Raw genomic sequence first — 23121 nt, 5'->3', positions numbered from 1 at the left:
CAGGTCGGCCCGCATTTCACCTGTTTCGGATGACGCGGGCGCCCCGACCCGGTGCGATAGTCAGCGCAGAGTGAATTCGACTGTGAATGGAGCGCTGCTATGGACTCTTTCTGGGACTTTCTCTGGGTGATCATCGTCACCTTCGGCTTCGTGGCCTACCTGATCCTGTTGTTCTCCATCATCACCGACCTGTTCCGCGACCATAAGACGTCGGGCTGGGTGAAGGCGATCTGGATCGTCTTCCTGTTCTTCGTCCCGCTGCTGACCGCGCTCGTGTACCTCATCACCCGGAGCAAGAGCATGGCCGAGCGGTCGATGGCGGCCGCGCAGGAGGCGAAGCAGGCGCAGGACAGCTACATCCGTTCCGTCGCGGGCAAGTCCTCGGCCGAGCAGATCGCTGACGCGAAGGCCCTCCTCGACGCGGGCACCATCACGCAGGCGGAATACGACACGCTGAAGGCGAAGGCGCTGAGCAGCTGAGCGCCCGCCCCGACGAAGGCCCGCCTGCCCGGCGGGCCTTCTTCCGTTTCCGGTCCCTTCACTCCGCGATCCGGGCCGCGACGTCCCGGAACGCCTGCAGCACGGTGGCGACGGCGGGAACGTCGTCGGCTGCGGGTCTGCGCGCCAGTTCGTAGATGCGGGCGGCGCGCACCCCGGCCAGGGGAAGCTGAATCACCGCGCGGCTGGTCACCGCGTGCCGGGCCAGCAGGGCCACGCCGTGACCGCCGGCGACGAGTTCCTCGATGACCCGGAAGTCGTTGATGCGCATCGCCACGTGCGGCTGCACACCGGTCGCGGCGGCCACCGACATCAGCACGTCGTCGACGGGAAATCCGCCGCGCACACTGATCCACCGCTCGTCGGCCAGCTGGTCCGGCCGGACCGCGTCCTGTCCGGCGAGCGGATGGCCGGGCGGCAGGATCAGGTCGATGGGCTCGCGCATCAGCGGCTCGGCCGTCACCCGCGGCGACGACGTGTCCGGGGCCCGCTCGTCGCGGTGGGTCAGCACCACGTCGTAATCGGCGAGCAGTGCGGGCACCGCGGCCGCGGGCAGGTCCTCGTCCCGCGCCTGCACATCCACCCCGCTTCCCGCGAGCGCGTCCAGTAGTCCGGGCAGCAGCAGCGCGGCCCCGGACGGGAACAGCGCCACCCGCACCCGGCCGCGCGGCGAACCGCGGTAGGCGCTCATCTCCGCCGCCGCGCGGTCCAGGGCGGCCACGACGTCGTCGGCGCGGACGACGAGGGCCTGACCGGCATCGGTGAGCCGCAGCCGGCGGCCTGCCGGTTCGAGCAGCGTCACCCCGGCCTCCCGCGAGAGGATCTTGAGCTGCTGGGACACCGCCGACGGCGTCATCGACAACGCCTGTGCGGTCGCCGCCACCGTCCCGCGGTCCGCTAACTCGCGGAGCACGCGCAAACGGGTCGCATCCATGTAGCAAAACTACATCGATGGTGCACATTTATGCGCTTGTCCTGATTGTTTCCGGCCCTCACGATGGAATGCATGACCTCCCGCGACCGGCTGCTCGGACTCACCGTCGTCGTCCTGTGGGGGGCTCAACTTCCTCGCCATCCGCGCAGGCCTCGACCACTTCCCGCCGTTCTTCTTCGCGGCCCTGCGATTCTTCGTCATCGCGATCCCGGTGATCCTGTTCGTTCCCCGTCCGCAGGTCCCACTGAAATGGCTGCTCGTGTACGGCCTCGGATTCGGTGTCGGCCAGTTCGCCTTCCTGTTCTGGGCCATGCACGTCGGGATGCCGACCGGGCTGGCGTCGCTGGTGCTGCAGTCCTCGGCGCCGTTCACGGTGGTCCTCGGCGCTGCCGCGCTGCGGGAGCGGCTGCGGCCGACGCAGGTGGGCGGGCTGCTCGTGGCGATCGCCGGGATGACCCTCATCGGCTGGGACCGCGCCCAGCACGCCGCGCTGCTGCCGATGGCCCTGACCCTGTTCGCGGGACTGTCGTGGGCGCTGGGCAACATCGGCAATCGCAAGGCCGCGTCGGATCAGCCGATGCGTCTGATGCTGTGGATGTGCGTCATCCCACCGCTGCCGATGCTGGCGCTGTCGCTCGGTGTGGAGGGCCCGTCGGCCGGCTGGGACTCCCTGACGTCCTCGCTGCACGGCACCGGCCCGCTGGCGCTCGCGGGCCTCGCCTACATCGTGATCCTCGGCACGGTCGCGGGCTCGGGTCTGTGGACGGCGCTGCTCAGCCGCTACCCCGCGGGGACGGTCGCGCCGTTCTCCCTGCTGGTCCCGATCGTCGGGATCGGGGCGTCCTGGCTGGTGCTGCACGAGGAGCCGAGCGTCCTGTCGCTGATCGGCGGGGCCGTCGTCATCGCCGGTGCCACCGCCACCCAGGTGAGTGGCAAAGTGCGTCCGAGCACACTTTCGCACTCACGTGCCCCCGCGCGAGTCGGCGTCTGACCGGACCCTGTGCAAAACTCGCGGAGTGAGTACTGGAACTGGGATCACGACGCGCGGCAAGGTCGCCCTGCGCGCAGCGGCCGCGGCCTCGTGGGCGTCGCAGAAGGCCGGGCGCGGCAAGGGCTCGATGATCGGCGGACTGATCGCCCTCAAGATCGACCCGACCCTGATGGAACAGCTCGGCGCCCACCGGCGCACCGCGGTGATCACCGGCACCAACGGCAAGTCCACCACCACCCGGATGACAGCGGCGGCGCTCTCCACGCTCGGTGAGGTCGCGACGCAGGCGGACGGCGCCAACATGGACGCCGGCATCGTCGCCGCGCTCAGCACCCGCGTCCACGCGCCCCTCGCCGCCCTCGAGGTCGACGAACTGCACGTCCCGCACGTCAGCGACGCCGTCAACCCCGAAGCCCTCGTTCTGCTCAATCTCAGCCGCGATCAGCTCGACCGCGTCGGCGAGATCAACATGATCGAACGCAAACTCCGCGCCTGCGTCGCCGCGCACCCGGAGTCCGTCGTGATCGCCAATTGCGACGACGTCCTCGTCACCTCGGTCGCCTACGACGCGAAGAACGTCGTCTGGGTCGCCGCGGGCGGCGGCTGGGCCAGCGACGCCGCCAGCTGTCCGCGCACCGGCGAACCCATCGTCTGGGAGGGCTCCCACTGGCGAAGCACCGGCTCCGACTTCGCGCGCCCCACCCCCGACTGGTGGCTGGACGACGAAAACCTGTACGGGCCCGACGGTCTGAAGATCCCGATGACGCTCGCCCTACCCGGGCGCGCCAACCGCGGCAACGCCGCGCAGGCCGTCGCGGCGGCCGTCGCGATGGGCGCCAAGGCGGAGGACGCGGTCGCCGCCGCGGCCACCGTGCAGGAGGTCGCGGGCCGCTACAGCACCGTCGAGGTCGGTTCGCACTCCGTGCACATGCTGCTCGCCAAGAACCCCGCCGGCTGGCAGGAAGCGCTGTCGATGATCGACCCCACCGTCGACGGCCTCGTGATCGCCGTCAACGGGCAGGTCCCCGACGGCGAGGACCTGTCCTGGCTGTGGGACGTGCGGTTCGAGCACTTCGAGGGCGTCAAGGTGGTGGCGGCCGGCGAACGCGGCACCGACCTGGCCGTCCGCCTCACGTACGCCGGAGTCGAGCACACCCTTGACCCGAACCCGTTGCGGGCCATCGCGTCCTGCCCACCCGGACGCGTCGAGGTGCTCGCCAACTACACCGCCTTCCGCGACCTGAACACCGCCATCGCGAAGGAGGCTCGCAATGCCTGACTCGACCGTACGCATCGGCCTGGTGCTGCCCGATGTGATGGGCACCTACGGCGACGGCGGCAACGCCCTGATCCTCCGGCAGCGACTGCGGATGCGCGGCTACGACGCGGAGATCGTCGAGATCACGCTGAACGACCCGGTCCCGGAGTCCCTCGACGTGTACACGCTCGGCGGCGCCGAGGACTCGGCGCAGCGCCTCGCCACCCGGCACCTCGCCAAGTACCCCGGACTGCAGAAGGCCGCCGAACGCGGCGCCCCCGTCCTGGCGATCTGTGCCGCCATCCAGGTGCTCGGCAACTGGTACGAGACGTCGAGCGGCGAACGCGTCGACGGTGTGTCGATGCTCGACGTCACCACCTCCCCGCAGGCGACGCGGTCCATCGGTGAAGTGATCACGACCCCGCAGATGGACGGGTTGACGCAGCCGCTGACGGGGTTCGAAAACCACCGCGGCGGAACCACACTCGGCGCCGGAGCCCGCGGTCTCGCCCGGGTCACGCACGGCGTCGGCAACGGCGTCGGGGACGGGCTCGAGGGCGTCGTCCAGGGTTCCGTGATCGGCACGTACATGCACGGACCCGCGCTCGCCCGCAACCCCGAACTCGCCGACCTGCTACTGAAGCGGGCACTGGGCGTCGACGAACTCGCGCCCCTCGACCTGCCCGAGGTCGAGCAGCTGCGCCGGGAGCGCCTGCGCGTCTAGGTGAGCGCCAAAGCGTGGTCCCGCACGCTTTTCCACTCACCTGCGCAGGTGAGTGGGAAAGCGTCCCCGGACACTCTTTTTCACTCACGTGGGCAGGCGGGACAGCGGTGCGTCGTGTCGGCCCAGCCCTCACGGACCAGCACCCGGCGCACCTCCTCGAACACCCCGCATGGGTCGCGGGTGGTCTCGTCCCACCCGTAGACCAACCGCGGACGATCGGCGAGTTCCGCGGCATTGTCACGTCGACGGTCACGGAAGCGGGACTGCCGGCCGCTGTGGTACTGCTGCCCGTCGAGCCGGACGATCAGCGGGACTCCCGTCGGGCTGTAGTCGACGTCCTCGTACAGAATCCGGCCGTCCACGACGTGCGGCATCTGGCGTTTCCCCGTCGGCAGTCCGTGCGACCTCTCGACGTCGAGCGCATATCGGTGTTCGAGGACGGATTGGACGCCGTCGCCGAGCAGCGTCACGGCGTCGGCGATGTCCGTCGCGTGCCGGTACGGGCGCCGCAGCTCGAGTTTCCGACGGAGGGCGTCGACGTGGACCTTGCCGTTCGTGGCCGCTTCGATCAATCGCGCTGCCGCTTCCTTCGGGGTTGCCTCGGACACAGCGAGGTCGAACACCGTGTCGGCCCTCGATGTTCGGGGTTGGCGGAACGGGACGGCGATGTGCCCGAACGCCCGGGACCGATGGACCACGACGCCACCGTGCACGACGGCGTTGCCGGCGGAGGTCGGGCGTGGACCGCCCGGTGCACGTACCGTCGGCCCCTGGTTCACCGCCGAGCACTTGTAGGGCACGGTGATGTGGACGGGAGCGAAAGGGTCGTCGATGCGGAGCATCCCCCACTCCTCGGCCGCGGTCCGGTGACTGAGGATCGCGCGCCCGCCACCGTAGAGAAGCGCGGCGGAGAGGGCCATCGGGCGCGTGAGCGGGCCGTTGGTCACCGCGATTACCCGGGGAAACACCCTCAACCATTGCCCGGTGACCACCCGGTGCCGGAGCGCGGTGGCACTGACGCCGTGCGCCCGTAGCTGTGCCGTGGTGACGACGCCGTCCTGGGCGTCGAGAAGTGCTTGCCAAGAGTCGTGTTCCATGCCGGAAACGGTGTCGGCCCGCTCCGACACGGATCGGTCCCGCAGACCCAGTTATCCACAGGCTGTGCATAAACCAGGTGAGTGGCAAAGCGTCCTGGGGCACGCTTTGCCACTCACGTATCAGTGCAACCTGGCAGTTGCACAAAGCGGGCGACATGTGCAACCATGGAGTTGCAGAATAACCGCGAGGAAGGTGGCCGTCATGGACGCATCGAGCAGCATCACCCGGACCGTTGTCGTGAACGCCCCGAGATCGGCGGTGTGGGCGGCAATCACGGATCCCGACAAGATCAGTCAGTGGTTCGGGCAGCGCACATCGCTCGATCTCAGCGTCGGCGGCGAGGCCGCCTTCACGTGGGACGAGCACGGCACCGCCCGCGCCGTCGTCACGGAGGTCGACGAACCGAACGCGTTCGGCTTCCGCTGGGCCGCCGACATCGACGCCGACCCGGTGATCGGCAACTCGACTCTGGTGCGGTTCACGCTGTCCGAGCACGCCGCCGGCACCGAACTGACCGTCGTCGAAACTGGATTCGACGACCTCGACCGCGACGTTGCCGACCAGAAGCGGGCCCGCGAGGCCAACGTCCAGGGCTGGCACGCCGAACTCGACGAACTGGTCGCGTACCTGCACGGCGTGAAGGCATGACGGTGGGCACGTATGCCGAACTGGCCTCGGTGTTCGCGGCGCTGTCCGACGAGACCCGCTGGGAGATCCTGACCGAACTGGGGCGATCAGACCAGTCGGCGTCGTCGCTGGCCACGCGACTTCCGGTGTCGCGGCAGGCCATCGCGAAGCACCTGACCGCGCTACAGGCGTGCGGGCTGGTCGAGTCGGTGAAGGTGGGCCGCGAGATCCGCTACCGCGCGCTGGGCGCCGAACTGAACAAGACGGCGCGGACGCTGGAGCGGATCGGGGCCGAGTGGGACCGTCGTTTGGCCGCCATCAAGGAGATCGCGGAATCGATGGAGGAGTAAAGACCCCAGACAGGGGTTCGGCCGGGAATGCTTCTGCATTCTCGGCCGGATCTCTGCTTCTCGAGTTTTCTCTGCTCACAGGTACATTTCCTCGATCCGCATCACTGACGATACACGCGAGTGATCTACGTCACAAGGGGTTCCACCGGACTTTTCTTCGTCCGATCGTGCCCGGGCAGGGTCAGGGATACCGCGAACACCAGGACCGCGAGCACGGCGCACACCCCGTAGGCGATCGAGAATCCGGCGGCGGAGGCGACCCCGCCCACCATGCTCGCCGCCAGGACCGTCGCGACGACCGCACTGCACATGGTCGTGCCCATCGTCCGCAGCAACACGTTGACGCCGTTGGCCGCGGCCATCTGCGTGGACGGCACGGCACGGACGATCAGCATCGGCAGCGTGCTGTACACCAGCGCCGTGCCGGTGGCCGCGACCCCGAGAGCCGCGATCACCAGCCACAGCTCCTTGTGCGGCACGGTGTGCAGTGCGTAGCCGAGGACCAGGCAGATCGCGCCCGACAGGATCGTCACCTTGGACCCGTAGCGCTCGGACACCCGGGCGCCGACCTGCGCGAACACGATCATCGACAGGCTCGTCGGGAGCTGGCACACCGCGGCCTGGAGGATGGTCAGGCCGTAGCCGGCGTCGCCACGGGGCGCCTGAAGCAGCTGCGTGGTGATGAGGGCGTTTCCATAGAACGCGAAGCCGACGAGCAGCGCCGTGACGTGGGGCAGCAGCACCGACCGTCGCGCCGACACCCGCAGGTCCACGAGCGGGTTCCGGTTGCGTAGCTGCTGATATCCCCACAGCGCGAACAGGAACACCGCGGACCCGAACATGCCGAGCACCGCGGGACTTCCCCAGCCCCACGAGCTGCCCTGGGTGATCGGGACGAGCAGGCAGATGAGCGCGGCGGTGAGGCCGACGGCGCCGACCCCGTCGAACCGCCCGCCCGACCGCACCTCGGACTCGCGGATGAACAGCACCGCGGCCACGGTGACCGCGAGCCCGATTCCCGCGATGACCCAGAAGAGCACGTGCCAGTTGGAGTACTCGGCGACGGCCGCCGCGAACGGCAGTCCGAGCGCGGTGCCGATCCCGAGGGTCGAACTCATCATGGCAATGGCGCCGTGGACCTTCTCACGCGGCAGTTCGTCGCGGAGGATCGAGATTCCGACCGGGATGACGGCGGCGCCCGCCCCCTGCAGTCCCCGCGCGAAGATCAGGAAGGCGATGTCGGACGTCACGGCGCAGATCAACGCGCCGATCGTCATGAACGCGAATGCGACGAGAAGCATCCGCTTCTTGCCGAACATGTCGGCGAGCCTGCCGAAGATCGGGGTGACCACCGCGCCGACCAGGAGGGTGGTGGTGATCAGCCAGGACACCGACGTCTGACTCGCGCCGGTGAACGTCGGCATGCTGGGCAGGAGGGGCACCATGACCGTCTGCAGGACGGCCTGGAACACGCCCGCGAACGCGAGAATCGGGAAGAGGTAACGCGATCCGTTGGCCGATGCGGGTTGCGCGCCCGGGTGATCCGCGAGCGCCGAGAGCGGGCGCGGCAACGAGATCGTCAAATGTCACCCCTCGCGCAGCTGGTAAATGGTTGTTCACCACATTAGGTGAACAACCATTTACCCCGCAAGCCCGACAATCCGCCCTCAGCCGTCGAGCAACTCCTGCACCAGCGGGGCGTACTGCGCCACGACCTCGTCCGGGGTGCCCGTCGCATGCTCCTGCATCATCTTGCGGCGCATGACGGCGAGACCCGTCAGCATCGACATCACCAGTTCCGCGCGCAGCCGGCCACCCGACCCGGGCAGTCGTTCGGCCAGCGTGTCGATCATCTGCGTCGAATAATTGGCCCGCAGCTTCCGGCTGGCCTCCTCGCTCGGCCCGCTCATGAACAGGATGCTCAACGACAACGGCTTGTACGGCTCGAGCGGCCGCGCGAACATCGACACCATCCGCTCACCGAGACCGTCCAGCGGACCGCTGAACAGCAGCTCCGCGGCGGCACGGAAGTCGACGAGGGCGTCGAACAGCTGCTCCTTCGACCCGAAGTACTTGATGATCAGCGGTGCGCTGACCCCCGCGTCCTCGGCGATGTCCTTGAGCGTGATCTCCCGATACGGACGCGTCGCGAACGCCCGGCCCGCAGCGTCGACGATCAGCGACCGCGACTGTTCGGCCGTCCGCTTCACCGGCGCCGCGGTGCCCGGATCCGACGTCACAGCGTGCGCCTCCCCGACAACGCCCGGCCCAGCGTGAGCTCGTCGGCGAACTCGAGGTCGCCGCCCATCGGCAGACCCGACGCGAGCCGGCTGACCGTGAGACCGGGGAAGTCCCGAAGCATCCGCACCAGATACGTCGCGGTGGCCTCGCCCTCGGTGTTGGGATCGGTCGCGATGATCACCTCGGAGACGTCGACGCCGTCCTCCTGATTACCGATGCGCGCGAGCAACTCCCGGATCCGCAGCTGGTCGGGGCCCACCCCGGACAGCGGATCCAGCGCGCCGCCCAGAACGTGATAGCGGCCCTTGAACTCGCGGGTGCGCTCCACGGCCTGGACGTCCTTCGGCTCCTCGACCACACAGATCACCGTGCGGTCGCGGCGCGGATCGGCGCAGATGCGGCAGTGCTCCTTGTCGGACACCGTGCCGCACACCACGCAGAACTGGACGCCGTCACGCACCCGCTGCAGCGCGTTCTTGAGCCGGTCGATCTCCGGCGGCTCGACACTGAGCAGGTGGAACGCGATGCGCTGCGCGCTCTTCGGCCCGACGCCGGGCAGCTTGCCCAGCTCGTCGATCAGATCCTGAACCGGACCTTCGTACACGCCGCGCCTCTAGAAACCGGGGAGGCCAGGCAGGCCGCCCCCACCGAATCCACCCGCGAGCGGACCGAGCTTCTGCGCCGCGATCTCCTGTGCCTTGCTCGACGCGTCCTCGATCGCACCGATCACGAGGTCCTGCAGAGTCTCCACGTCGTCGGGATCGACGACCTTCGGATCGATCTTCAGACCGACCACTTCACCTGTCCCCTTGACCGTCGCGGTCACGAGTCCGCCACCGGCCTGCCCGGTGACCTCGGCCTCGGCCATCTCCTGCTGCGCGGCCATCAGCTGCTGCTGCATCTGCTGCGCCTGCGCGAGGAGCTGCGACATGTCGGGTTGTCCACCTGGTTGCACTGACGTGGTCCTTTCTGCTGTTTCCCCTGCCAGCGTAGACCGTGACCGTCAGCGCGGTCCGGCGCCGACGCCGTCGTGCGAATCCCGTCGACGGCGCCGGAGCGAACGGGACCGGGTCAGCCGAGTTCGCGCTCGAGGTTCGCCAGCACCTGCCCCTGGATCTTCTTCAGACCCAGCGGGGCGAACGTCTTCTCGAAGAAGCCGCCGATGCCGCCCGCACCCTTCCACTCGGTGGTCGTGGTGACCGTCGACCCGCTGCCGCTCGGCGCGACGACCCAGGTGGTGACGAGCGACGAGTTCGCGTCCGTCTCGGTGATCGTGTTGCCCGCCACGGTGACCGTCGCCTTGATGTCGCGGGACCGCTTCTCGGTGGCCTTCAGCGTCCACTGCGCGACGGTGCCGTCGCCCTGCCCGCCCTCGAGGACGCGGTAGTCCAGGTACTGCTCCGAGAGGATGCGCGGACGCACCGTCTCGTAGTCCGTCAAAGCCGCGAGCGCCTTCTCCGGTGTGGCTGCGACGGTGATCGAACTGCTCGCGCTGACCTGGCCCACTGTCTGACTCCTCTTGTACGATTTGTACGAAACTGCTTCCTCCTCCCATCCTGCCTTCCGTCCTCGAGTCCGGGCGATGACGTGGCAATCTATTGTGAGGTAGCTCACTTCGGCATGGTCGCGACCCGCACATTGATGAGACATTTGTGTGAATCTTGGGTCGCGCGCGCCGATATGCGTGGCTTGAACCCCCGGAGAGGGATAGCGTCAAGGTGTGGCTGCCTCTTCGGTTGAACTACTGAAAAGCATGCGGGAGGGTGGACGCCCCTTCCGTGCGCATCGCACTCTGCCCGTCACGGGGATCGACGCCCATCGCGCCGGCGTCCGACGACTCCTCGCGTCCTACCGCGCGATTCCCACGGACGCCACCGTGCGGCTCGCGAAGAAGACGTCCAATCTGTTCCGGGCCCGGGCGCAGACCAGCGCACCCGGCCTCGACGTCTCCGGCCTCGGCGGGGTCATCGCCGTCGACCCGCAGGCCCGGACGGCGGATGTCGCCGGAATGTGCACCTACGAGGACCTGGTGGACGCCACCCTGCCGTATGGGTTGGCGCCGCTGGTGGTTCCGCAGCTCAAGACCATCACCCTCGGTGGCGCGGTCACCGGCCTCGGCATCGAGTCGACGTCGTTCCGCAGCGGGCTCCCCCACGAATCGGTCCTCGAGATCGACGTCCTGACCGGCAACGGCGACATCGTCACCGCGACACCGGAAGGCGAGAACTCCGACCTGTTCTGGGGGTTCCCCAACTCCTACGGAACACTCGGCTACTCGACGCGTCTGCGCATCCAGCTCGAGCCCGTCAAACGGTATGTGGCACTGCGGCATCTGCGTTTCGACTCGCTGGACGAACTGCAGTCGGCGATGGATCGCATCGTCACCGAGCGCGTCCACGACGGCATCCCCGTCGACTACCTGGACGGTGTCGTCTTCACCGAGTCCGAGAGTTACCTCACGCTGGGCCATCAGACCGACGAGGGCGGCCCCGTCAGTGACTACACCGGCCAGAACATCTTCTACCGGTCCATCCAGCACAGTTCCGTGAACCACCCGAAAACGGACAAACTCACCATCCGAGACTATCTGTGGCGCTGGGACACCGACTGGTTCTGGTGCTCGCGCGCCTTCGGCGCCCAGAACCCCACCGTCCGCCGGCTGTGGCCGAAGAAGCTCCTCCGCAGCAGCTTCTACTGGAAGCTCATCGCCCTCGACCACAAGTACGACATCGGCGACCGACTCGAGAAGCGCAAGGGCAACCCGCCGCGGGAACGCGTCGTGCAGGACGTCGAAGTGCCCATCGAGCGCACCGCGGACTTCGTCCGCTGGTTCCTCGACGAGATCCCCATCGAGCCGCTGTGGCTGTGCCCGTTGCGGTTGCGGGAACCCGCCCCCGCAGGCGCGTCTTCGCAACGCCCCTGGCCCCTGTACCCCCTCGAACCGAAACGTACCTACGTGAACATCGGCTTCTGGTCCTCGGTACCCATCGTCCCGGGCCGGCCCGAGGGGGCGGCGAATCGGCTGATCGAAGACAAGGTCAGCGACTTCGACGGACACAAGTCCCTCTACTCCGATTCGTACTATTCACGAGAAGACTTCGAACGCCTCTACTACGGCGGCGATCGATACACGGAACTGAAAAAACGCTACGACCCCAAATCACGATTACTGGACCTTTTCTCCAAGGCGGTGCAACGTCGATGACAACCCTGAAAGCTTCACGCTCGCAAGACCACAAGCTGACCATCGCAGAGATTCTCGAAACTCTGTCCGACGGCATGCTCCCCCTGCGGTTCTCCGCCTACGACGGCAGCGCCGCAGGCCCGGAGGACGCCCCCTACGGGCTCCACCTCAAGACGACCAGGGGCACCACCTACCTGGCGACCGCCCCCGGCGACCTCGGCATGGCCCGGGCCTACGTATCCGGCGACCTCGAGGCCCGCGGCGTCCACCCCGGCGATCCGTACGAGATCCTCCGCGTCATGGGCGACGAACTGCACTTCCGTCGTCCGTCCGCGCTCACGCTCGCCGCCATCACCCGCTCGCTCGGCTGGGATCTGCTGCGCCCCATCGCCCCTCCCCCGCAGGAGCACCTCCCGCGGTGGCGTCGGGTCGCGGAAGGACTGCGGCACTCCAAGTCCCGCGACGCCGAGGTCATCCACCACCACTACGACGTCTCGAACACCTTCTACGAGTACGTCCTCGGGCCATCCATGACGTACACGTGCGCGTGTTACGAGAACGCCGAGCAGACCCTCGAAGTGGCACAGGAAAACAAGTACCGCCTCGTCTTCGAGAAGCTCGGCCTCCAGCCCGGCGACCGCCTGCTCGACATCGGTTGCGGCTGGGGATCGATGGTCCGGTTCGCCGCACGCCGCGGCGTCAAGGTCATCGGCGTCACCCTGTCCCGCGAACAGGCCGAATGGGCGCAGAAGGCCATCGCCGAAGAGGGGCTGTCCGACCTCGCCGAGGTCCGGTTCTCCGACTACCGCGACGTCCCCGAAACCGGATTCGACGCCATCTCCTCCATCGGACTGACCGAGCACATCGGCGTCGGCAACTACCCCGCCTACTTCGGACTGCTGCAGAGCAAACTCCGCGAAGGCGGCCGGCTGCTGAACCACTGCATCACCCGGCCCGACAACCAGAGTCAGGCCCGCGCAGGCGGGTTCATCGACCGGTATGTGTTCCCGGACGGCGAACTCACCGGCTCCGGACGCATCATCTCCGAGATCCAGAACGTCGGACTCGAGGTGCGACACGAGGAGAACCTGCGCGAACACTACGCACTCACCCTCGCCGGATGGTGCCAGAACCTGGTCGACAACTGGGACGCCTGCGTCGAAGAGGTCGGGGAAGGCACCGCCCGCGTGTGGGGCCTCTACATGGCCGGGTCGCGACTCGGCTTCGAACGCAACGTCGTTCAGCTGCACCAGGTCCTCGCCGTCAAGCTCGGGCCGAAGGGCGAGGCGCATGTCCCGCTCCGGCCGTGGTGGAAGTAGGCGGCTCCGCCGCCCGTGAGTGGTTAAGGAGTCTCTGCACTCCTTGACCACTCACAGGCCCGGCAGGGGTTTTCGCCGGGCCTGCTCCACCCCTCCCGAACCAGCACGGTCTCCACTTCCTGGGCCACGACGCACGGATTTTTCGTCACCTCGTCGAACCCGTACACGAGTCGCGGCCGCCCCTGCAGTTCCGCCGCGTTGTCGCGTCGGCGGTCCCGGAACGCCACCTCCGCCATCGCGTGCGCGCGGCGACCGTCGAGTCGGACGATGAGCGGCACACCGTGGTCGGAGTAGTCGCAGTCCTCGAAGAGGGTGCGTCCGTCCACGACTACCGGTGACTGCCTCCGCGCCCGCGGCAGCGCGTGCGCATCCTCGACGTCGGTGGCATAGCGGTACTCGAGCACCGACTGCACTCCGTCGGCGAGCAGTCGTACCGCATCCACGAGCGCCTTGCCGTACCGACGTGGTCGTCGCTCCTCCATGCGTCGCCGGATGTCGCGCAGTGGGATCCGGGCATTGGTCACGAGCGCGACGAGCCGGGTGTAAGCGTCCCGTGCCGTGGGCTCGGCGATCGCCACATCCAGAGCCGTGTCCGCCCTTGCCGTCCGGGGTTGGTCCGTATCGACGGCAATGTAGTCGTGCGCCCGCGACCGGTGCACGATGACTCCCGGATGCACGACAGTTCCTTCCCGGTGGCACAGACTGACCGACGCGAGGCCCGCACCGACAACGGTCGGCGGCTGGGTGATCGCCGATCTTCCGTAGGGAACGGTGATGTGCACGGGGCGTGCAGGATCGACACGAATCATGTGCCATTCCTCGGCGGCAGTGTGGTGGCTGAGGACTGCGCCCTTGCCTCCGAAGAGCAACGCGGCTTCCAGCGACATCTCACGAGTGATCGGTCCGTTGCTCACCGAATAGATACCGTGGAGCACTGCTTGCCATCGACCGGATTCGACGCGGTGCCGGACCCGGCTGCGGGGAAACCCGAGGGCGTGGAGTTGCGTGTGGGTGATCAGGCCGAACTGCGCGTCGGCGACGTCTTTCAGGGCGGCGAATTGCGTGGAGGTCATACCGGGCACGGTCACCGAGACCCCCGACGGGTCTCGGTGTCGCACCTGGGGAAATGAATTGCCCTGTGGATAACCCACAGGTTGGGGATAACTCAGCCCGTGCGTGGTTAACGAGTCCAGAGACTCCTTAACCACGCACGGGCGGCGGAGCCGCCTACGCCTTCAGCGACGCCGGCGGGGTGAAACGCTCGCCGTACTTGGCAGCGAGTTCTTCGGCGCGCTTGACGAAGCCGGCCTGGCCGCCTTCGTAGCCCTGGATGTACTGCGACACACCGCCGGTCCAGGCGGGGAAGCCGATACCCATGATGGAGCCGATGTTGGCGTCGGCGGTGGTGAGGAGCACGCCCTCGTCGAAGCATTTCTGCGTTTCGATGGCCTCGATGAACAGCATGCGCTCGATGAGGTCCTGGAACGGGACTTCGAGTTCCTTGGAACCGAAGTTCTCCCGCAGCCCGGTCCACAGGCCGGTGCGTTTGCCGTCGGCGTAGTCGTAGAAGCCTGCGCCGCCGAGTTTGCCCTTGCGGTCGAACTTGTCGACCATCGTGTTGATGACGTCGCCTGCCGGGTCGGCGGGCAGTTCCTTGCCTTCGGCCTTCGCGGCTTCCGCGGTTTCCTTGCGGATCTTCTGCATCAGCGTGAGGTTCAGCTCGTCGGACAGCTGCAGGGGTGCCGCCGGGTAGCCGGCCTGCATGCCTGCCTGTTCGATGGTGGCGGGCTCGATGCCCTCCGCGAGCATGGCGATGGCCTCGTTGATGAACGTGCCGATGACGCGGGACGTGAAGAAGCCGCGCGAGTCGTTGACGACGATCGGCGTCTTGCGGATGGCCTGCACGTAGTCGAAGACGCGGGCGAGGGCCTCGTCGGACGTCTTCTCGCCGCGGATGATCTCGACGAGCGGCATCTTGTCCACGGGAGAGAAGAAGTGGATTCCGATGAAGTCCTCTTGCCGCTTCACGCCCGTCGCCAGACCGGTGATGGGCAGGGTCGACGTGTTCGAGCCGAGCAGCGCCTTCGGGTCGACGATGTCCTCGATCTCCTGGAAGACCTTGTGCTTCAGTTCCTGCGACTCGAACACGGCCTCGACGACGAAGTCGACACCGGCGAAGTCGGCGGGGTCGGCGGTCGGCGTGATGCGGTCGAGCAGCGTCTTCGACTTCTCCTCGGTGGTCTTGCCCCGCGACAGCGCCTTGGCCTCGATGCCCTCGGAGTACGCCTTGCCCTTGGTGGCGGCCTCGATGGTGACGTCCTTGAGGACGACGTCGAATCCGGCTTTCGCGGAGACGTAGGCGATTCCGGCGCCCATCATTCCGGCACCGAGCACACCGACCTTGGTGATGGGTGTCTTCTCGATGCCCTCAGGGCGGGACGCGCCGGAGTTGATGGCCTGCAGGTCGAAGAAGAACGCCTGGATCATGTTCTTCGCGACCTGACCGGTGACCAGCGACGTGAAGTAGCGGGCCTCGATGAGGAGCGCGTTGTCGATGTCGACCTGCGAACCCTCGACGGCGGCGGCCATGATGGCGCGCGGTGCCGGCATGGGTGCGCCCTTGAGCTGCTTGCGCAGGTTCGCGGGAAACGCGGGCAGGTTCGCGGCGAACGCCGGGGTGGACGGGGTGCCGCCGGGGATCCGGTAGCCCTTCTTGTCCCACGGCTGGACGCCGCCCTCGGGGTTGGCCTTGATCCACGCCTTCGCGGCGGGCACCAGATCCTCGACCGAGGACACGACCTCGTCGACGAGTCCGACCTCCTTGGCCTGCACCGGTCCACGCTGCTGGCCCTGCAGCAGCACCTGCATGAGGGCGTTCTGCAGTCCGAGCATGCGGACGGTGCGCACGACGCCACCGCCGCCGGGCAGCAGGCCGAGGGTGACCTCGGGCAGGCCGATCTTGACGCCCTTCACGTCCGCCGCGACGCGGTGATGCGTGGCCAGGGCGATCTCGAGTCCGCCGCCGAGTGCGGCGCCGTTGATGGCGGCGACGACGGGCTTGCCCAGAGTCTCGAGGCGGCGCAGATCCGACTTGATCGCGACGCTGTGGCTGTAGATCTCGTCGGCGTTCTCCGGGCCGACCTTGATCATGTTCTTGAGGTCGCCGCCGGCGAAGAACGTCTTCTTGCCGGACGTGATCACGACACCGGTGATGGAGTCCTTCTCGTCGACGAGGCGGTCGACGGTCGCCTTCATCGAGGAGATGTAGGCGTCGTTCATGGTGTTCGCGCCCTGGTTGGGATCGTCGATGGTGAGCACGACGATGCCGTCGGCGTCCTGCTCCCAGTTGATGATGTTCTGCTCGCTCACTGCTTCAAGTCTCCTGATGGTCCGGGCGGTCAGACGCGCTCGATGATGGTGGCGACGCCCATACCGCCGCCGATGCACAGGGTGATGAGGGCGTACCGGGCGTTCCGGCGCTCGAGCTCGTCGATCATGGTGCCGGTGATCATGGCGCCGGTGGCTCCGAGCGGGTGCCCCATCGCGATGGCACCGCCGTTGACGTTGAGCTTCTCGTCGGGGATGTTCAGGTCCTTCTGGAACTTGAGCACCACGGACGCGAACGCCTCGTTGATCTCGAACAGGTCGATGTCGTCGACGGTCAGACCGGCGGCGGCGAGCACCTTCTTCGAGGCCGGGGTGGGGCCGGTGAGCATGATCGTGGAGTCGGCACCGCTGGTGGCCGTCGCGACGACGCGGGCGCGCGGGGTCAGGCTCATGTCCTTGCCGGCCTGCTCGGATCCGACGAGGACCAGTGCGGCGCCGTCGACGATGCCGGAGCTGTTGCCGCCGTGGTGGACGTGGTTGATCTTCTCCACCCAGTGGTACTTCTGCAGCGCCACGGCGTCGAAGCCGCCCATCTCGCCGACGCCGGCGAAGGACGGGTTGAGGCCCGCGAGGTTCTCGAGAGTGGTGCCGGGACGCATGTGCTCGTCCTGGTCGAGGACGACGAGGCCGTTGATGTCCTTGACCGGGACGACGGACTTGGCGAAGTAGCCGCCGGTCCACGCCTTCGCGGCGAGGTCCTGCGAGCGGACGGCGTACGCGTCGACGTCCTCGCGGGAGAAGCCTTCGATGGTGGCGATCAGGTCGGCGCCCACGCCCTGGGGGACGAAGTAGTTGTCGTAGTTGGTGGCCGGGTCGAGCGCCCACGGTCCGCCGTCGGAGCCCATCGGCACGCGGGACATCGATTCGACGCCGCCGGCGATGACCAGTTCGTCCCAGCCGGACCGCACCTTCTGCGCGGCGGTGTTGACGGCCTCGAGGCCGGACGCGCAGAACCGGTTCAGCTGCACGCCGCCGACGGTATCGGGCAGTCCGGCGTCGTTGACCGCGACGCGGGCGATGTCCATGCCCTGATCGCCGACGGGGGTGACGACGCCGAGGACCAGATCGGAGATGCGATCCTCGTCCAGGTCGGGGAAGCGGGCGCGGAGCTCGTCGATCAGGCCGGTGACCAGCGAGATCGGCTTGACCGAGTGCAGGGAACCGGTCTTCTTTCCGCGGCCGCGCGGGGTCCGGATGGCTTCATAAATGAATGCCTCTGTGGTCACTGTGGAGTGTTCCTTCCTTATCTGCGTCGACGCCGACCGTGCACACGGCGCTCTGCACGGGGCATACCCCGGCACATTTACCTTAGAACGTGTTGCAAAACAGGAGGAAGGACCGAAGTGATCGTGGATCGTGACCCAGGCGATCACGACGGGGCGATCTCGACCCTGCCGGACCCGCCGTTTCGTGCTGTAATGGCGCGGCGCTCGACGCGACCCGAGCGGAGGAGAATACGCTGTGACCACCCGACTGTCCCGCCGGCAATTGTTCGGCGCCGCGACCGCGGGTGCGGTGACCGTTGCCGGCCTGGGGCGTGCCGGCGCGACCGCGAATCCGGCACACCGCCTGCCGTCGCCCGCCGCGGTTTCCGCGTCCGATCCGGCACTTCTGAGTGCCGTCGAGGCGGCGGCGCTGTTGCAGTCCCGGGCGCTGCATCCGCGCGAACTGCTCGACGCGTGCCTGTCGCGCAGTGCGGCGCACGACGGCGGCGTCGAGGCGTGGATCCGGATCTACCCGGAGCAGGCCTACGAGGCCGCGGAGTCCGCCGCGCGGCGACTGGCGGCCGGGTCCGCCCCGCTGGTCTGCGGACTGCCGATCGCGCTGAAGGATCTGTACGCGGTGGCCGGGCTGCCCGTGACCGCGTCGAGCGGCGTCCTCGACGGGAACATCGCCGCGGGCGACGCCGGGGTGTGGCGGCAACTGCGCGACGCGGGCATGGTGCTGATGGGCCACGCGCACACCCACGAATTCGCCATCGGAACCGCGACGCCGCAGGTCGGGAACCCGTGGGACGTCGCGTATTCGCCGGGCGGCTCGTCCGGTGGCAGCGCCGCCGCCCTCGCCGCCCGGTTCACGCCCTGCGCGCTGGGAACGGACACCGGCGGTTCGTTGCGCATCCCCGCGAGCGCGTGCGGGATCACGTCGATCAAAGCGACGTTCGGTCGGTGCAGCACCAGCGGGGTGATTCCGCTGACCTGGACCCGCGATCACACCGGTCCGATGGGTCGCAGCATCGCCGACGCGTCGCTGCTCCTGAGCCACATGGCGGGCGTCGACGTCGACGATCCCAGCACGTCGGTGGGCCCCGACGTTCCCGCGGAGGGGTACCCGCTGGCCGCCGCGGGCGGGTCACGTCCGCTGTCCGGCAGACGTTTCGGGTTGCCGCACGGTGTCGCCGACGACCTGCCCGGCCCGATCGGGACGTTGTTCGCCGGGTTCCTCGACCTCGTCCGCGCATTGGGCGGCGAGATCGTCGACGTCGCCGAGCCCGAGGTCCCGACGGGGCTGCTGAGTGGGGATTACGCCGAATTCGGCTCGTACCACCGGCAGTTCGCGGACCGGCTCCCGGCATACGGCGCGGAGTCGGCGCTCGCCGCGACCGCGGCGATGGCGAGCCTCGCCCTGCCCGTCGCCGACTACTTCGCCCTCGAACGCGCGCGCCTGCGTTTCCAGCACGACTACAACCGGATGTTCGCCGAGCACCGGCTGGACGCGATTCTGCGTCCCGGCGCGCTCACCGACGGGGTGCGGCGCGACGACCTCTCCGATTCGAGTGTGTTCGCCGGTGCGCGGGAGAACTACTTCTGGGCCAACTACACGGGCGCACCGGTCGTCTGCACGCCGGTGGGCCGGTCCGCGGCCACCGGCATTCCGTTCGGGGTGCAGCTGGGCGGGGTCCCGTGGTCCGAGGCGGCGCTGATCTCCATCGTCCTGGAACTGCAGGAGGCGCAGCCGGTGTGGCGGGACGCGCCGCCACTCGGCGCCGCGCCCCGGCAGATCCCCGAAGTGCGGGTCGCGGCCCCGGGCGCTGGGCCCACCGCGACCAACACGGACGACACCGGCCCGGGCATCCGATTCGTGCCGACCACCTCGACTGCGGCGGTGTGACCCCGGCGCCTCAGGTGTCGAGTCCGAGGCCCGCGTCCCGTGCCCGCACGATGGCGGCGGGACGGTCGGGCACACCCAGCTTGGCGAGCACGTTCGACACGTGGTTGCGCACCGTCTTCGGGCTCAGCACGAGTCTGCGCGAGATGCTCGCGTTGTCGTAGCCGCGGGCGACGAGGTCGAGGACCTCCCGTTCGCGATCGGTGAGTTCCGGAAACACGGTGGGTTCCATCCGGCGCGAGGCGGCCATGAAGCTCATCGCGCGGGCCGCGACCGCGGCGCCGAGGATCACCTCCCCGTTGGCGACCGCCCGGACCGCGCGTTCGACCTCCCCCGGATCGGCCCCCTTCACCAGGTAGCCGCGCGCCCCGGCACGCACCGACGCGACCAGCGATTCGTCGTCCTCGTGCATGGTGACCACGAGCACCCGCAGGGCGGGGTACCGCTCGACGAGCCGCCGGGTGGCGTCCACCCCCGAACCGTCGCCGAGTTCGAGATCCATGAGCACGACGTCGACGTCCCCGTCGACGACGTCGAGCGCCTCCGCGACGGAACTGGCCTGCGCGGCCACCTCCATGCCGTCCAGGGTCGACAGCAACGCGACCATGCCCAGCCGGAACACCGGGTGGTCGTCGACGACGGCTACCCGGATGGACGAGGTGGTGGAACTTTTCGTGCCCGCGCTCATGATGCGGTCAACGGTAACCGGGCGGTGACCACCGTGCCTGTCGGACGGCCGGATTCGATGTGCAGCGTGCCGCCGAGTTCGTGTGCCCGCTCGCGCATCGACCGGGTGCCGACGCCGCCGCCCCCGGCCGGATCGAACCCGCACCCGTCGTCGTGGATGACGACCGTCAGCACCTCCCGGGCGACCGTGGCGTCGACCCGGCAGCCGTCGGCACCGCTGTGCCTGCGCGCGTTGGTGACGGCCTCGACGACGATCCCGTACGCCGCGGCGCTGATCTCCGCGCCCAGCCTCGGCGGCGGATCGGCTTGCACCCGCAGCTGGAACCCGCTGCGCGACTGGCTGGCCGCCAGTTCGTGCAGCGCCGGGACCAGTCCGAGTTCGTCGAGCACCGGCGGGAACATGCTGCGCGACAGCTGCCGGACGCCTTCCACCTGATGGTCGAGTTGCTCCTGCAGCGCGTCGATGAGTTCCGCGGCGGCCACCGGATCGGAGCCGAGCAGGTTCCGGGCGCCCTGCAGGCCCAGCCGGATGCCCGCGAGCGAGGGACCCAGGCCGTCGTGCAGTTCGCGGCGAATCATCTGCCGCTCCTCCAGTCGCACGGACGCCAGCCGACGCCGCGCCTCCTGCAGGTTCTCCGCCGACTGCAGCACGACGAGACCGGCCGTCACGACCGCCGACAGTTCGGTGAGCGATCGTCGGGTGCGCGCCCCCAGCGATTCCCCCGGCGGCGCCGTCACGACCATCGTCCCCAGCACCGCACCGCGGTGCACCAACTCCACCGACTCGGCAGGTCCCGTCGCCGAACCCCACACGGCGGCAACCCCGCCGGCGCGCCGCACGGACACGGATTCGAGCCGCAACGCGACGCCGACGCCGGCAGCGAGACCCTCGAGGAGTTGTTCCGGGGTCTCGGCGCTGCCGAACTGCCTGCCGAGGGTGCGGACGGCCCGCGCCGGATCCTCGCCCTCGCCGTACACCAGGCGGTGCACCCGCCGCTGCAACCACAACCGCACCGGCTGCACCGCGACGGCGACGACACCCGCCGCGACCACCTGCGCCCCCACCGAATCGCCGTCGGGCAGCAGTGCCGTCAGCGCCGCGACCACCACCACGTACAGCACCAGCAGCGCAACGGTGAGGGTGCCGGCCACCGTCGCGCGGCTGACGGCCAGGTTCAACCCCCACATGCGCTGACGCAGGATGCACACCAGAATCGCGACCGGGTAGAACGCCTGAACCGCCAAGTGCACCAACGGGTTGAGCACCCACAGCCCCGGCAGCGACGCGGGCAGCGCCAGCGGAATGTACGCGGCCGTCATCAGCGCCGTGCCGAGGCACATCCAGCCGAGACCGACGCGCTCGCCGGGTGGGCCGTGCCGCCACCGCCACCCGCAGTCCGCTGCCGCCGCGAAACCGACCACGAGGACGGGCGCGATCTGCCAGACCGCGGGGATCCCGGTAAACGTGCGGGACCAGAAGTACCAGGCCGTCGCGGCGACACCGGCGAGGACGCCGAGTTTCGCGCCGACGCCGAGCGGATGGTCGCGGATCAGCCACGGCACGATCAGGAACAGGCTCAGTGTCCCGGGAATCCACGCCGTGTTCTGCAACGGCGACAGCACATCGGCCCATGGCAGCCCCGGACGCACGGCCGCGAGTTGCGAATAGCTGTAGCCAAGCGCGGCGAGACCCACGCCGATCGCGGTGAGCCCCAGGATGATCGGCACCGGGTGCACCCGCCGCGCGAGCACGACACCCGCCACAGTTCCGTAGACCGCCGCCCCGACGACGTCCACCAGGAAGAACAGCTGATTCGAATCGATGCCCGGATCGGCCCGGACGAACGCCACCACCGACAGAACGACCAGGATCCACGCGGACACCGCCATGACGGCAGCGGGTACGGGCGCACCGCCCGCACCTGCCGACCCCTCGGTCCTCGGAGTGTCCTTCTGCTTCGCCATGGTGCGAACGAGTATCTCCCTTACTCGCGCACGGTGTCGGCGAAAGCGAACCCGATCGCGCTCACCAGCACCCACAGCGGCCCGGTGAACCCCGCGAGGTACTGCAGCGGTGAGACGCCGATGACGGCGGTCACCAGGCCCAGCACCAGGCTGACCCAGCCGATCCACCGCGGGCCCGCGTGCCCGCGGAGCAACGCGACGGCCACCGCCAGCGCACTGACTCCCGCACCCGCCCACAGCCACGGAATGGTGCCCATCCAGTGGCCGCCGACCACCGCGAACTCCGGCACCAGCCGGCTCGTGTCACCGAGGCCGAACACCAGCTCGGTGGTCAGCCCGGTCCCCAGCAGGCACGCCGCCGACGTCAGGACCAGTCCGAACGCCGCGACCGACGGCAGGATGCTCTCGGCAGGTAACGCCGCCCGCAGTCGCTGGCACAGCCCGGCGGCGAAGACGAGGATCAGCAGCGCCGCGGTCATGATCGACACGTGCATCACCAGGATCCCGGTGCGCTGTCCGACGAGCCCGGTCATGATGGCGACCGCGTCGCCGGCCGACGCCTCCACGTACACCGCGTCGACCGACATGCTCGCCTGGATGCCGACGATTCCGGCCACGCCGGCGACGACCCCGACGTAGGCCCACCACCGGCCGCTTCGCGGTCGCGCGGTCGCCGGGACCTCGTTCTGCACGCCGTCTGGAACATTCACTGTGCTCATGAGACGACGATCGGGCACCCGGCGTCCCGGG

At 68.7% G+C, this 23121-nt stretch carries 21 protein-coding genes and 1 pseudogene; 9 read left to right on the top strand and 13 right to left on the bottom strand.

The genetic code is table 11. From position 1 onward, the window contains the following. Positions 1-99: 99 nt before the first annotated feature. A complete protein-coding gene (locus JWS14_RS22990; RefSeq protein WP_072938202.1) occupies positions 100-480 on the top strand; it encodes an SHOCT domain-containing protein in 381 nt (126 codons plus the stop codon). A 58-nt stretch (positions 481-538) separates the two neighbouring features. On the opposite strand, the gene JWS14_RS22985 is transcribed toward JWS14_RS22990, so the two are convergent. Next, a complete protein-coding gene (locus tag JWS14_RS22985; RefSeq protein ID WP_206014446.1) occupies positions 539-1432 on the bottom strand; it encodes a LysR family transcriptional regulator in 894 nt (297 codons plus the stop codon). Positions 1433-1504: 72 nt separating this feature from the next. Between JWS14_RS22985 and JWS14_RS22980 the strand changes: the two are divergent. The 3 genes and pseudogenes from JWS14_RS22980 (at position 1505) to JWS14_RS22970 (ending at position 4405) form a co-directional block, all read left to right on the top strand. Continuing rightward, positions 1505-2423 (top strand): annotated as a pseudogene (locus JWS14_RS22980) (EamA family transporter). Positions 2424-2448: 25 nt separating this feature from the next. After that, a complete protein-coding gene (locus JWS14_RS22975) occupies positions 2449-3702 on the top strand; it encodes a Mur ligase family protein (protein WP_072938465.1) in 1254 nt (417 codons plus the stop codon). Further along, positions 3695-4405 (top strand): type 1 glutamine amidotransferase, encoded by a 711-nt coding sequence (locus tag JWS14_RS22970; RefSeq protein ID WP_206014445.1) that lies wholly within the window; start codon positions 3695-3697, stop codon positions 4403-4405. Before JWS14_RS22975 ends, JWS14_RS22970 begins: the two co-directional genes overlap by 8 nt. An 80-nt stretch (positions 4406-4485) precedes the next feature. Here JWS14_RS22970 and JWS14_RS22965 read toward each other — a convergent pair whose 3' ends face one another. Further along, a complete protein-coding gene (locus tag JWS14_RS22965) occupies positions 4486-5502 on the bottom strand; it encodes a type IV toxin-antitoxin system AbiEi family antitoxin domain-containing protein (protein ID WP_206014444.1) in 1017 nt (338 codons plus the stop codon). A gap of 202 nt (positions 5503-5704) precedes the next feature. Between JWS14_RS22965 and JWS14_RS22960 the strand changes: the two genes are divergently transcribed. Both JWS14_RS22960 and JWS14_RS22955 read left to right on the top strand, forming a co-directional pair. Beyond that, positions 5705-6151 (top strand): SRPBCC family protein, encoded by a 447-nt coding sequence (locus tag JWS14_RS22960; protein WP_072938213.1) that lies wholly within the window; start codon positions 5705-5707, stop codon positions 6149-6151. After that, complete coding sequence (locus tag JWS14_RS22955) at positions 6148-6480, top strand: ArsR/SmtB family transcription factor (protein WP_072938215.1); 333 nt, start codon at positions 6148-6150, stop codon at positions 6478-6480. The genes JWS14_RS22960 and JWS14_RS22955 overlap by 4 nt, the downstream gene beginning before the upstream one ends. A 125-nt stretch (positions 6481-6605) precedes the next feature. Here the strand turns inward: JWS14_RS22955 and JWS14_RS22950 are convergent, their stop codons facing one another. The 5 genes from JWS14_RS22950 to JWS14_RS22930 all read right to left on the bottom strand — a co-directional run bounded on the left by JWS14_RS22950 (position 6606) and on the right by JWS14_RS22930 (position 10227). Continuing rightward, positions 6606-8063: an MFS transporter gene (locus JWS14_RS22950; RefSeq protein WP_206014443.1), complete on the bottom strand. Its 1458-nt coding sequence runs from the start codon at positions 8061-8063 to the stop codon at positions 6606-6608. A gap of 84 nt (positions 8064-8147) precedes the next feature. Next, positions 8148-8720, bottom strand: a complete 573-nt coding sequence (locus JWS14_RS22945) for a TetR/AcrR family transcriptional regulator (protein WP_072938221.1) — start codon at positions 8718-8720, stop codon at positions 8148-8150. Next, positions 8717-9325 carry a recombination mediator RecR gene (recR, locus tag JWS14_RS22940; RefSeq protein WP_005248644.1) on the bottom strand — a complete coding sequence of 203 codons (609 nt, stop codon included), beginning with the start codon at positions 9323-9325 and terminating at the stop codon, positions 8717-8719. The genes JWS14_RS22945 and recR overlap by 4 nt, the downstream gene beginning before the upstream one ends. Positions 9326-9334: 9 nt before the next feature. After that, entirely contained in the window at positions 9335-9676 is a 342-nt protein-coding gene (locus JWS14_RS22935) for a YbaB/EbfC family nucleoid-associated protein (protein ID WP_012691319.1), read from the bottom strand. Between the two features lie 116 nt (positions 9677-9792). Then, on the bottom strand, positions 9793-10227 hold the full coding sequence (locus JWS14_RS22930) for an SRPBCC family protein (RefSeq protein WP_072938224.1): 435 nt from the start codon (positions 10225-10227) through the stop codon (positions 9793-9795). 247 nt (positions 10228-10474) lie between these two features. On the opposite strand from JWS14_RS22930, the gene JWS14_RS22925 reads away from it, so the two are divergent. Continuing rightward, the gene (locus JWS14_RS22925; RefSeq protein WP_072938227.1) at positions 10475-11926 is read left to right on the top strand and encodes an FAD-binding oxidoreductase; all 1452 of its coding nucleotides are present in this window, start codon (positions 10475-10477) and stop codon (positions 11924-11926) included. Then, complete coding sequence (locus JWS14_RS22920; RefSeq protein WP_206014442.1) at positions 11923-13224, top strand: class I SAM-dependent methyltransferase; 1302 nt, start codon at positions 11923-11925, stop codon at positions 13222-13224. Before JWS14_RS22925 ends, JWS14_RS22920 begins: the two co-directional genes overlap by 4 nt. A 23-nt stretch (positions 13225-13247) precedes the next feature. On the opposite strand, the gene JWS14_RS22915 is transcribed toward JWS14_RS22920, so the two are convergent. From JWS14_RS22915 to JWS14_RS22905, 3 genes are all read right to left on the bottom strand, one after another. Then, complete coding sequence (locus tag JWS14_RS22915) at positions 13248-14297, bottom strand: type IV toxin-antitoxin system AbiEi family antitoxin domain-containing protein (protein ID WP_206014441.1); 1050 nt, start codon at positions 14295-14297, stop codon at positions 13248-13250. A 154-nt stretch (positions 14298-14451) separates the two neighbouring features. Further along, entirely contained in the window at positions 14452-16593 is a 2142-nt protein-coding gene (locus JWS14_RS22910; protein WP_206014440.1) for a 3-hydroxyacyl-CoA dehydrogenase NAD-binding domain-containing protein, read from the bottom strand. 29 nt (positions 16594-16622) lie between these two features. Further along, positions 16623-17837 (bottom strand): acetyl-CoA C-acetyltransferase, encoded by a 1215-nt coding sequence (locus JWS14_RS22905; protein WP_095862907.1) that lies wholly within the window; start codon positions 17835-17837, stop codon positions 16623-16625. Between the two features lie 235 nt (positions 17838-18072). Between JWS14_RS22905 and JWS14_RS22900 the strand changes: the two genes are divergently transcribed. Next, a complete protein-coding gene (locus JWS14_RS22900; RefSeq protein ID WP_206014439.1) occupies positions 18073-19722 on the top strand; it encodes an amidase in 1650 nt (549 codons plus the stop codon). A 10-nt stretch (positions 19723-19732) separates the two neighbouring features. On the opposite strand, the gene JWS14_RS22895 is transcribed toward JWS14_RS22900, so the two are convergent. Genes JWS14_RS22895 through JWS14_RS22885 form a run of 3 tightly spaced genes read right to left on the bottom strand, consistent with a single transcriptional unit; the run spans position 19733 to position 23090 of the window. Continuing rightward, positions 19733-20407, bottom strand: a complete 675-nt coding sequence (locus JWS14_RS22895; protein ID WP_095862905.1) for a response regulator — start codon at positions 20405-20407, stop codon at positions 19733-19735. After that, entirely contained in the window at positions 20404-22371 is a 1968-nt protein-coding gene (locus JWS14_RS22890; RefSeq protein ID WP_206014438.1) for a sensor histidine kinase, read from the bottom strand. Before JWS14_RS22890 ends, JWS14_RS22895 begins: the two co-directional genes overlap by 4 nt. 20 nt (positions 22372-22391) lie before the next feature. Then, the gene (locus JWS14_RS22885) at positions 22392-23090 is read right to left on the bottom strand and encodes a hypothetical protein (protein ID WP_179377629.1); all 699 of its coding nucleotides are present in this window, start codon (positions 23088-23090) and stop codon (positions 22392-22394) included. Positions 23091-23121 lie beyond the last annotated feature (31 nt).

Source organism: Rhodococcus koreensis (assembly GCF_017068375.1).
Classification (GTDB): domain Bacteria; phylum Actinomycetota; class Actinomycetes; order Mycobacteriales; family Mycobacteriaceae; genus Rhodococcus_F; species Rhodococcus_F koreensis.
This window is presented reverse-complemented; position numbering and strand designations above follow the sequence as displayed.

Excerpts from the sequence above, each read along its gene's own strand:
- JWS14_RS22925 (WP_072938227.1), top strand. The coding sequence starts at position 10,475 with ATGCGGGAGGGTGGACGCCCCTTCCGTGCGCATCGCACTCTGCCCGTC.
- JWS14_RS22955 (WP_072938215.1), top strand. The coding sequence starts at position 6,148 with ATGACGGTGGGCACGTATGCCGAACTGGCCTCGGTGTTCGCGGCGCTG.
- JWS14_RS22885 (WP_179377629.1), bottom strand. The coding sequence starts at position 23,090 with ATGAGCACAGTGAATGTTCCAGACGGCGTGCAGAACGAGGTCCCGGCG.
- JWS14_RS22960 (WP_072938213.1), top strand. The coding sequence starts at position 5,705 with ATGGACGCATCGAGCAGCATCACCCGGACCGTTGTCGTGAACGCCCCG.
- JWS14_RS22890 (WP_206014438.1), bottom strand. The coding sequence starts at position 22,371 with ATGGCGAAGCAGAAGGACACTCCGAGGACCGAGGGGTCGGCAGGTGCG.
- JWS14_RS22915 (WP_206014441.1), bottom strand. The coding sequence starts at position 14,297 with ATGACCTCCACGCAATTCGCCGCCCTGAAAGACGTCGCCGACGCGCAG.
- JWS14_RS22985 (WP_206014446.1), bottom strand. The coding sequence starts at position 1,432 with ATGGATGCGACCCGTTTGCGCGTGCTCCGCGAGTTAGCGGACCGCGGG.
- JWS14_RS22970 (WP_206014445.1), top strand. The coding sequence starts at position 3,695 with ATGCCTGACTCGACCGTACGCATCGGCCTGGTGCTGCCCGATGTGATG.
- JWS14_RS22920 (WP_206014442.1), top strand. The coding sequence starts at position 11,923 with ATGACAACCCTGAAAGCTTCACGCTCGCAAGACCACAAGCTGACCATC.
- JWS14_RS22990 (WP_072938202.1), top strand. The coding sequence starts at position 100 with ATGGACTCTTTCTGGGACTTTCTCTGGGTGATCATCGTCACCTTCGGC.
- JWS14_RS22965 (WP_206014444.1), bottom strand. The coding sequence starts at position 5,502 with ATGGAACACGACTCTTGGCAAGCACTTCTCGACGCCCAGGACGGCGTC.
- JWS14_RS22895 (WP_095862905.1), bottom strand. The coding sequence starts at position 20,407 with ATGAGCGCGGGCACGAAAAGTTCCACCACCTCGTCCATCCGGGTAGCC.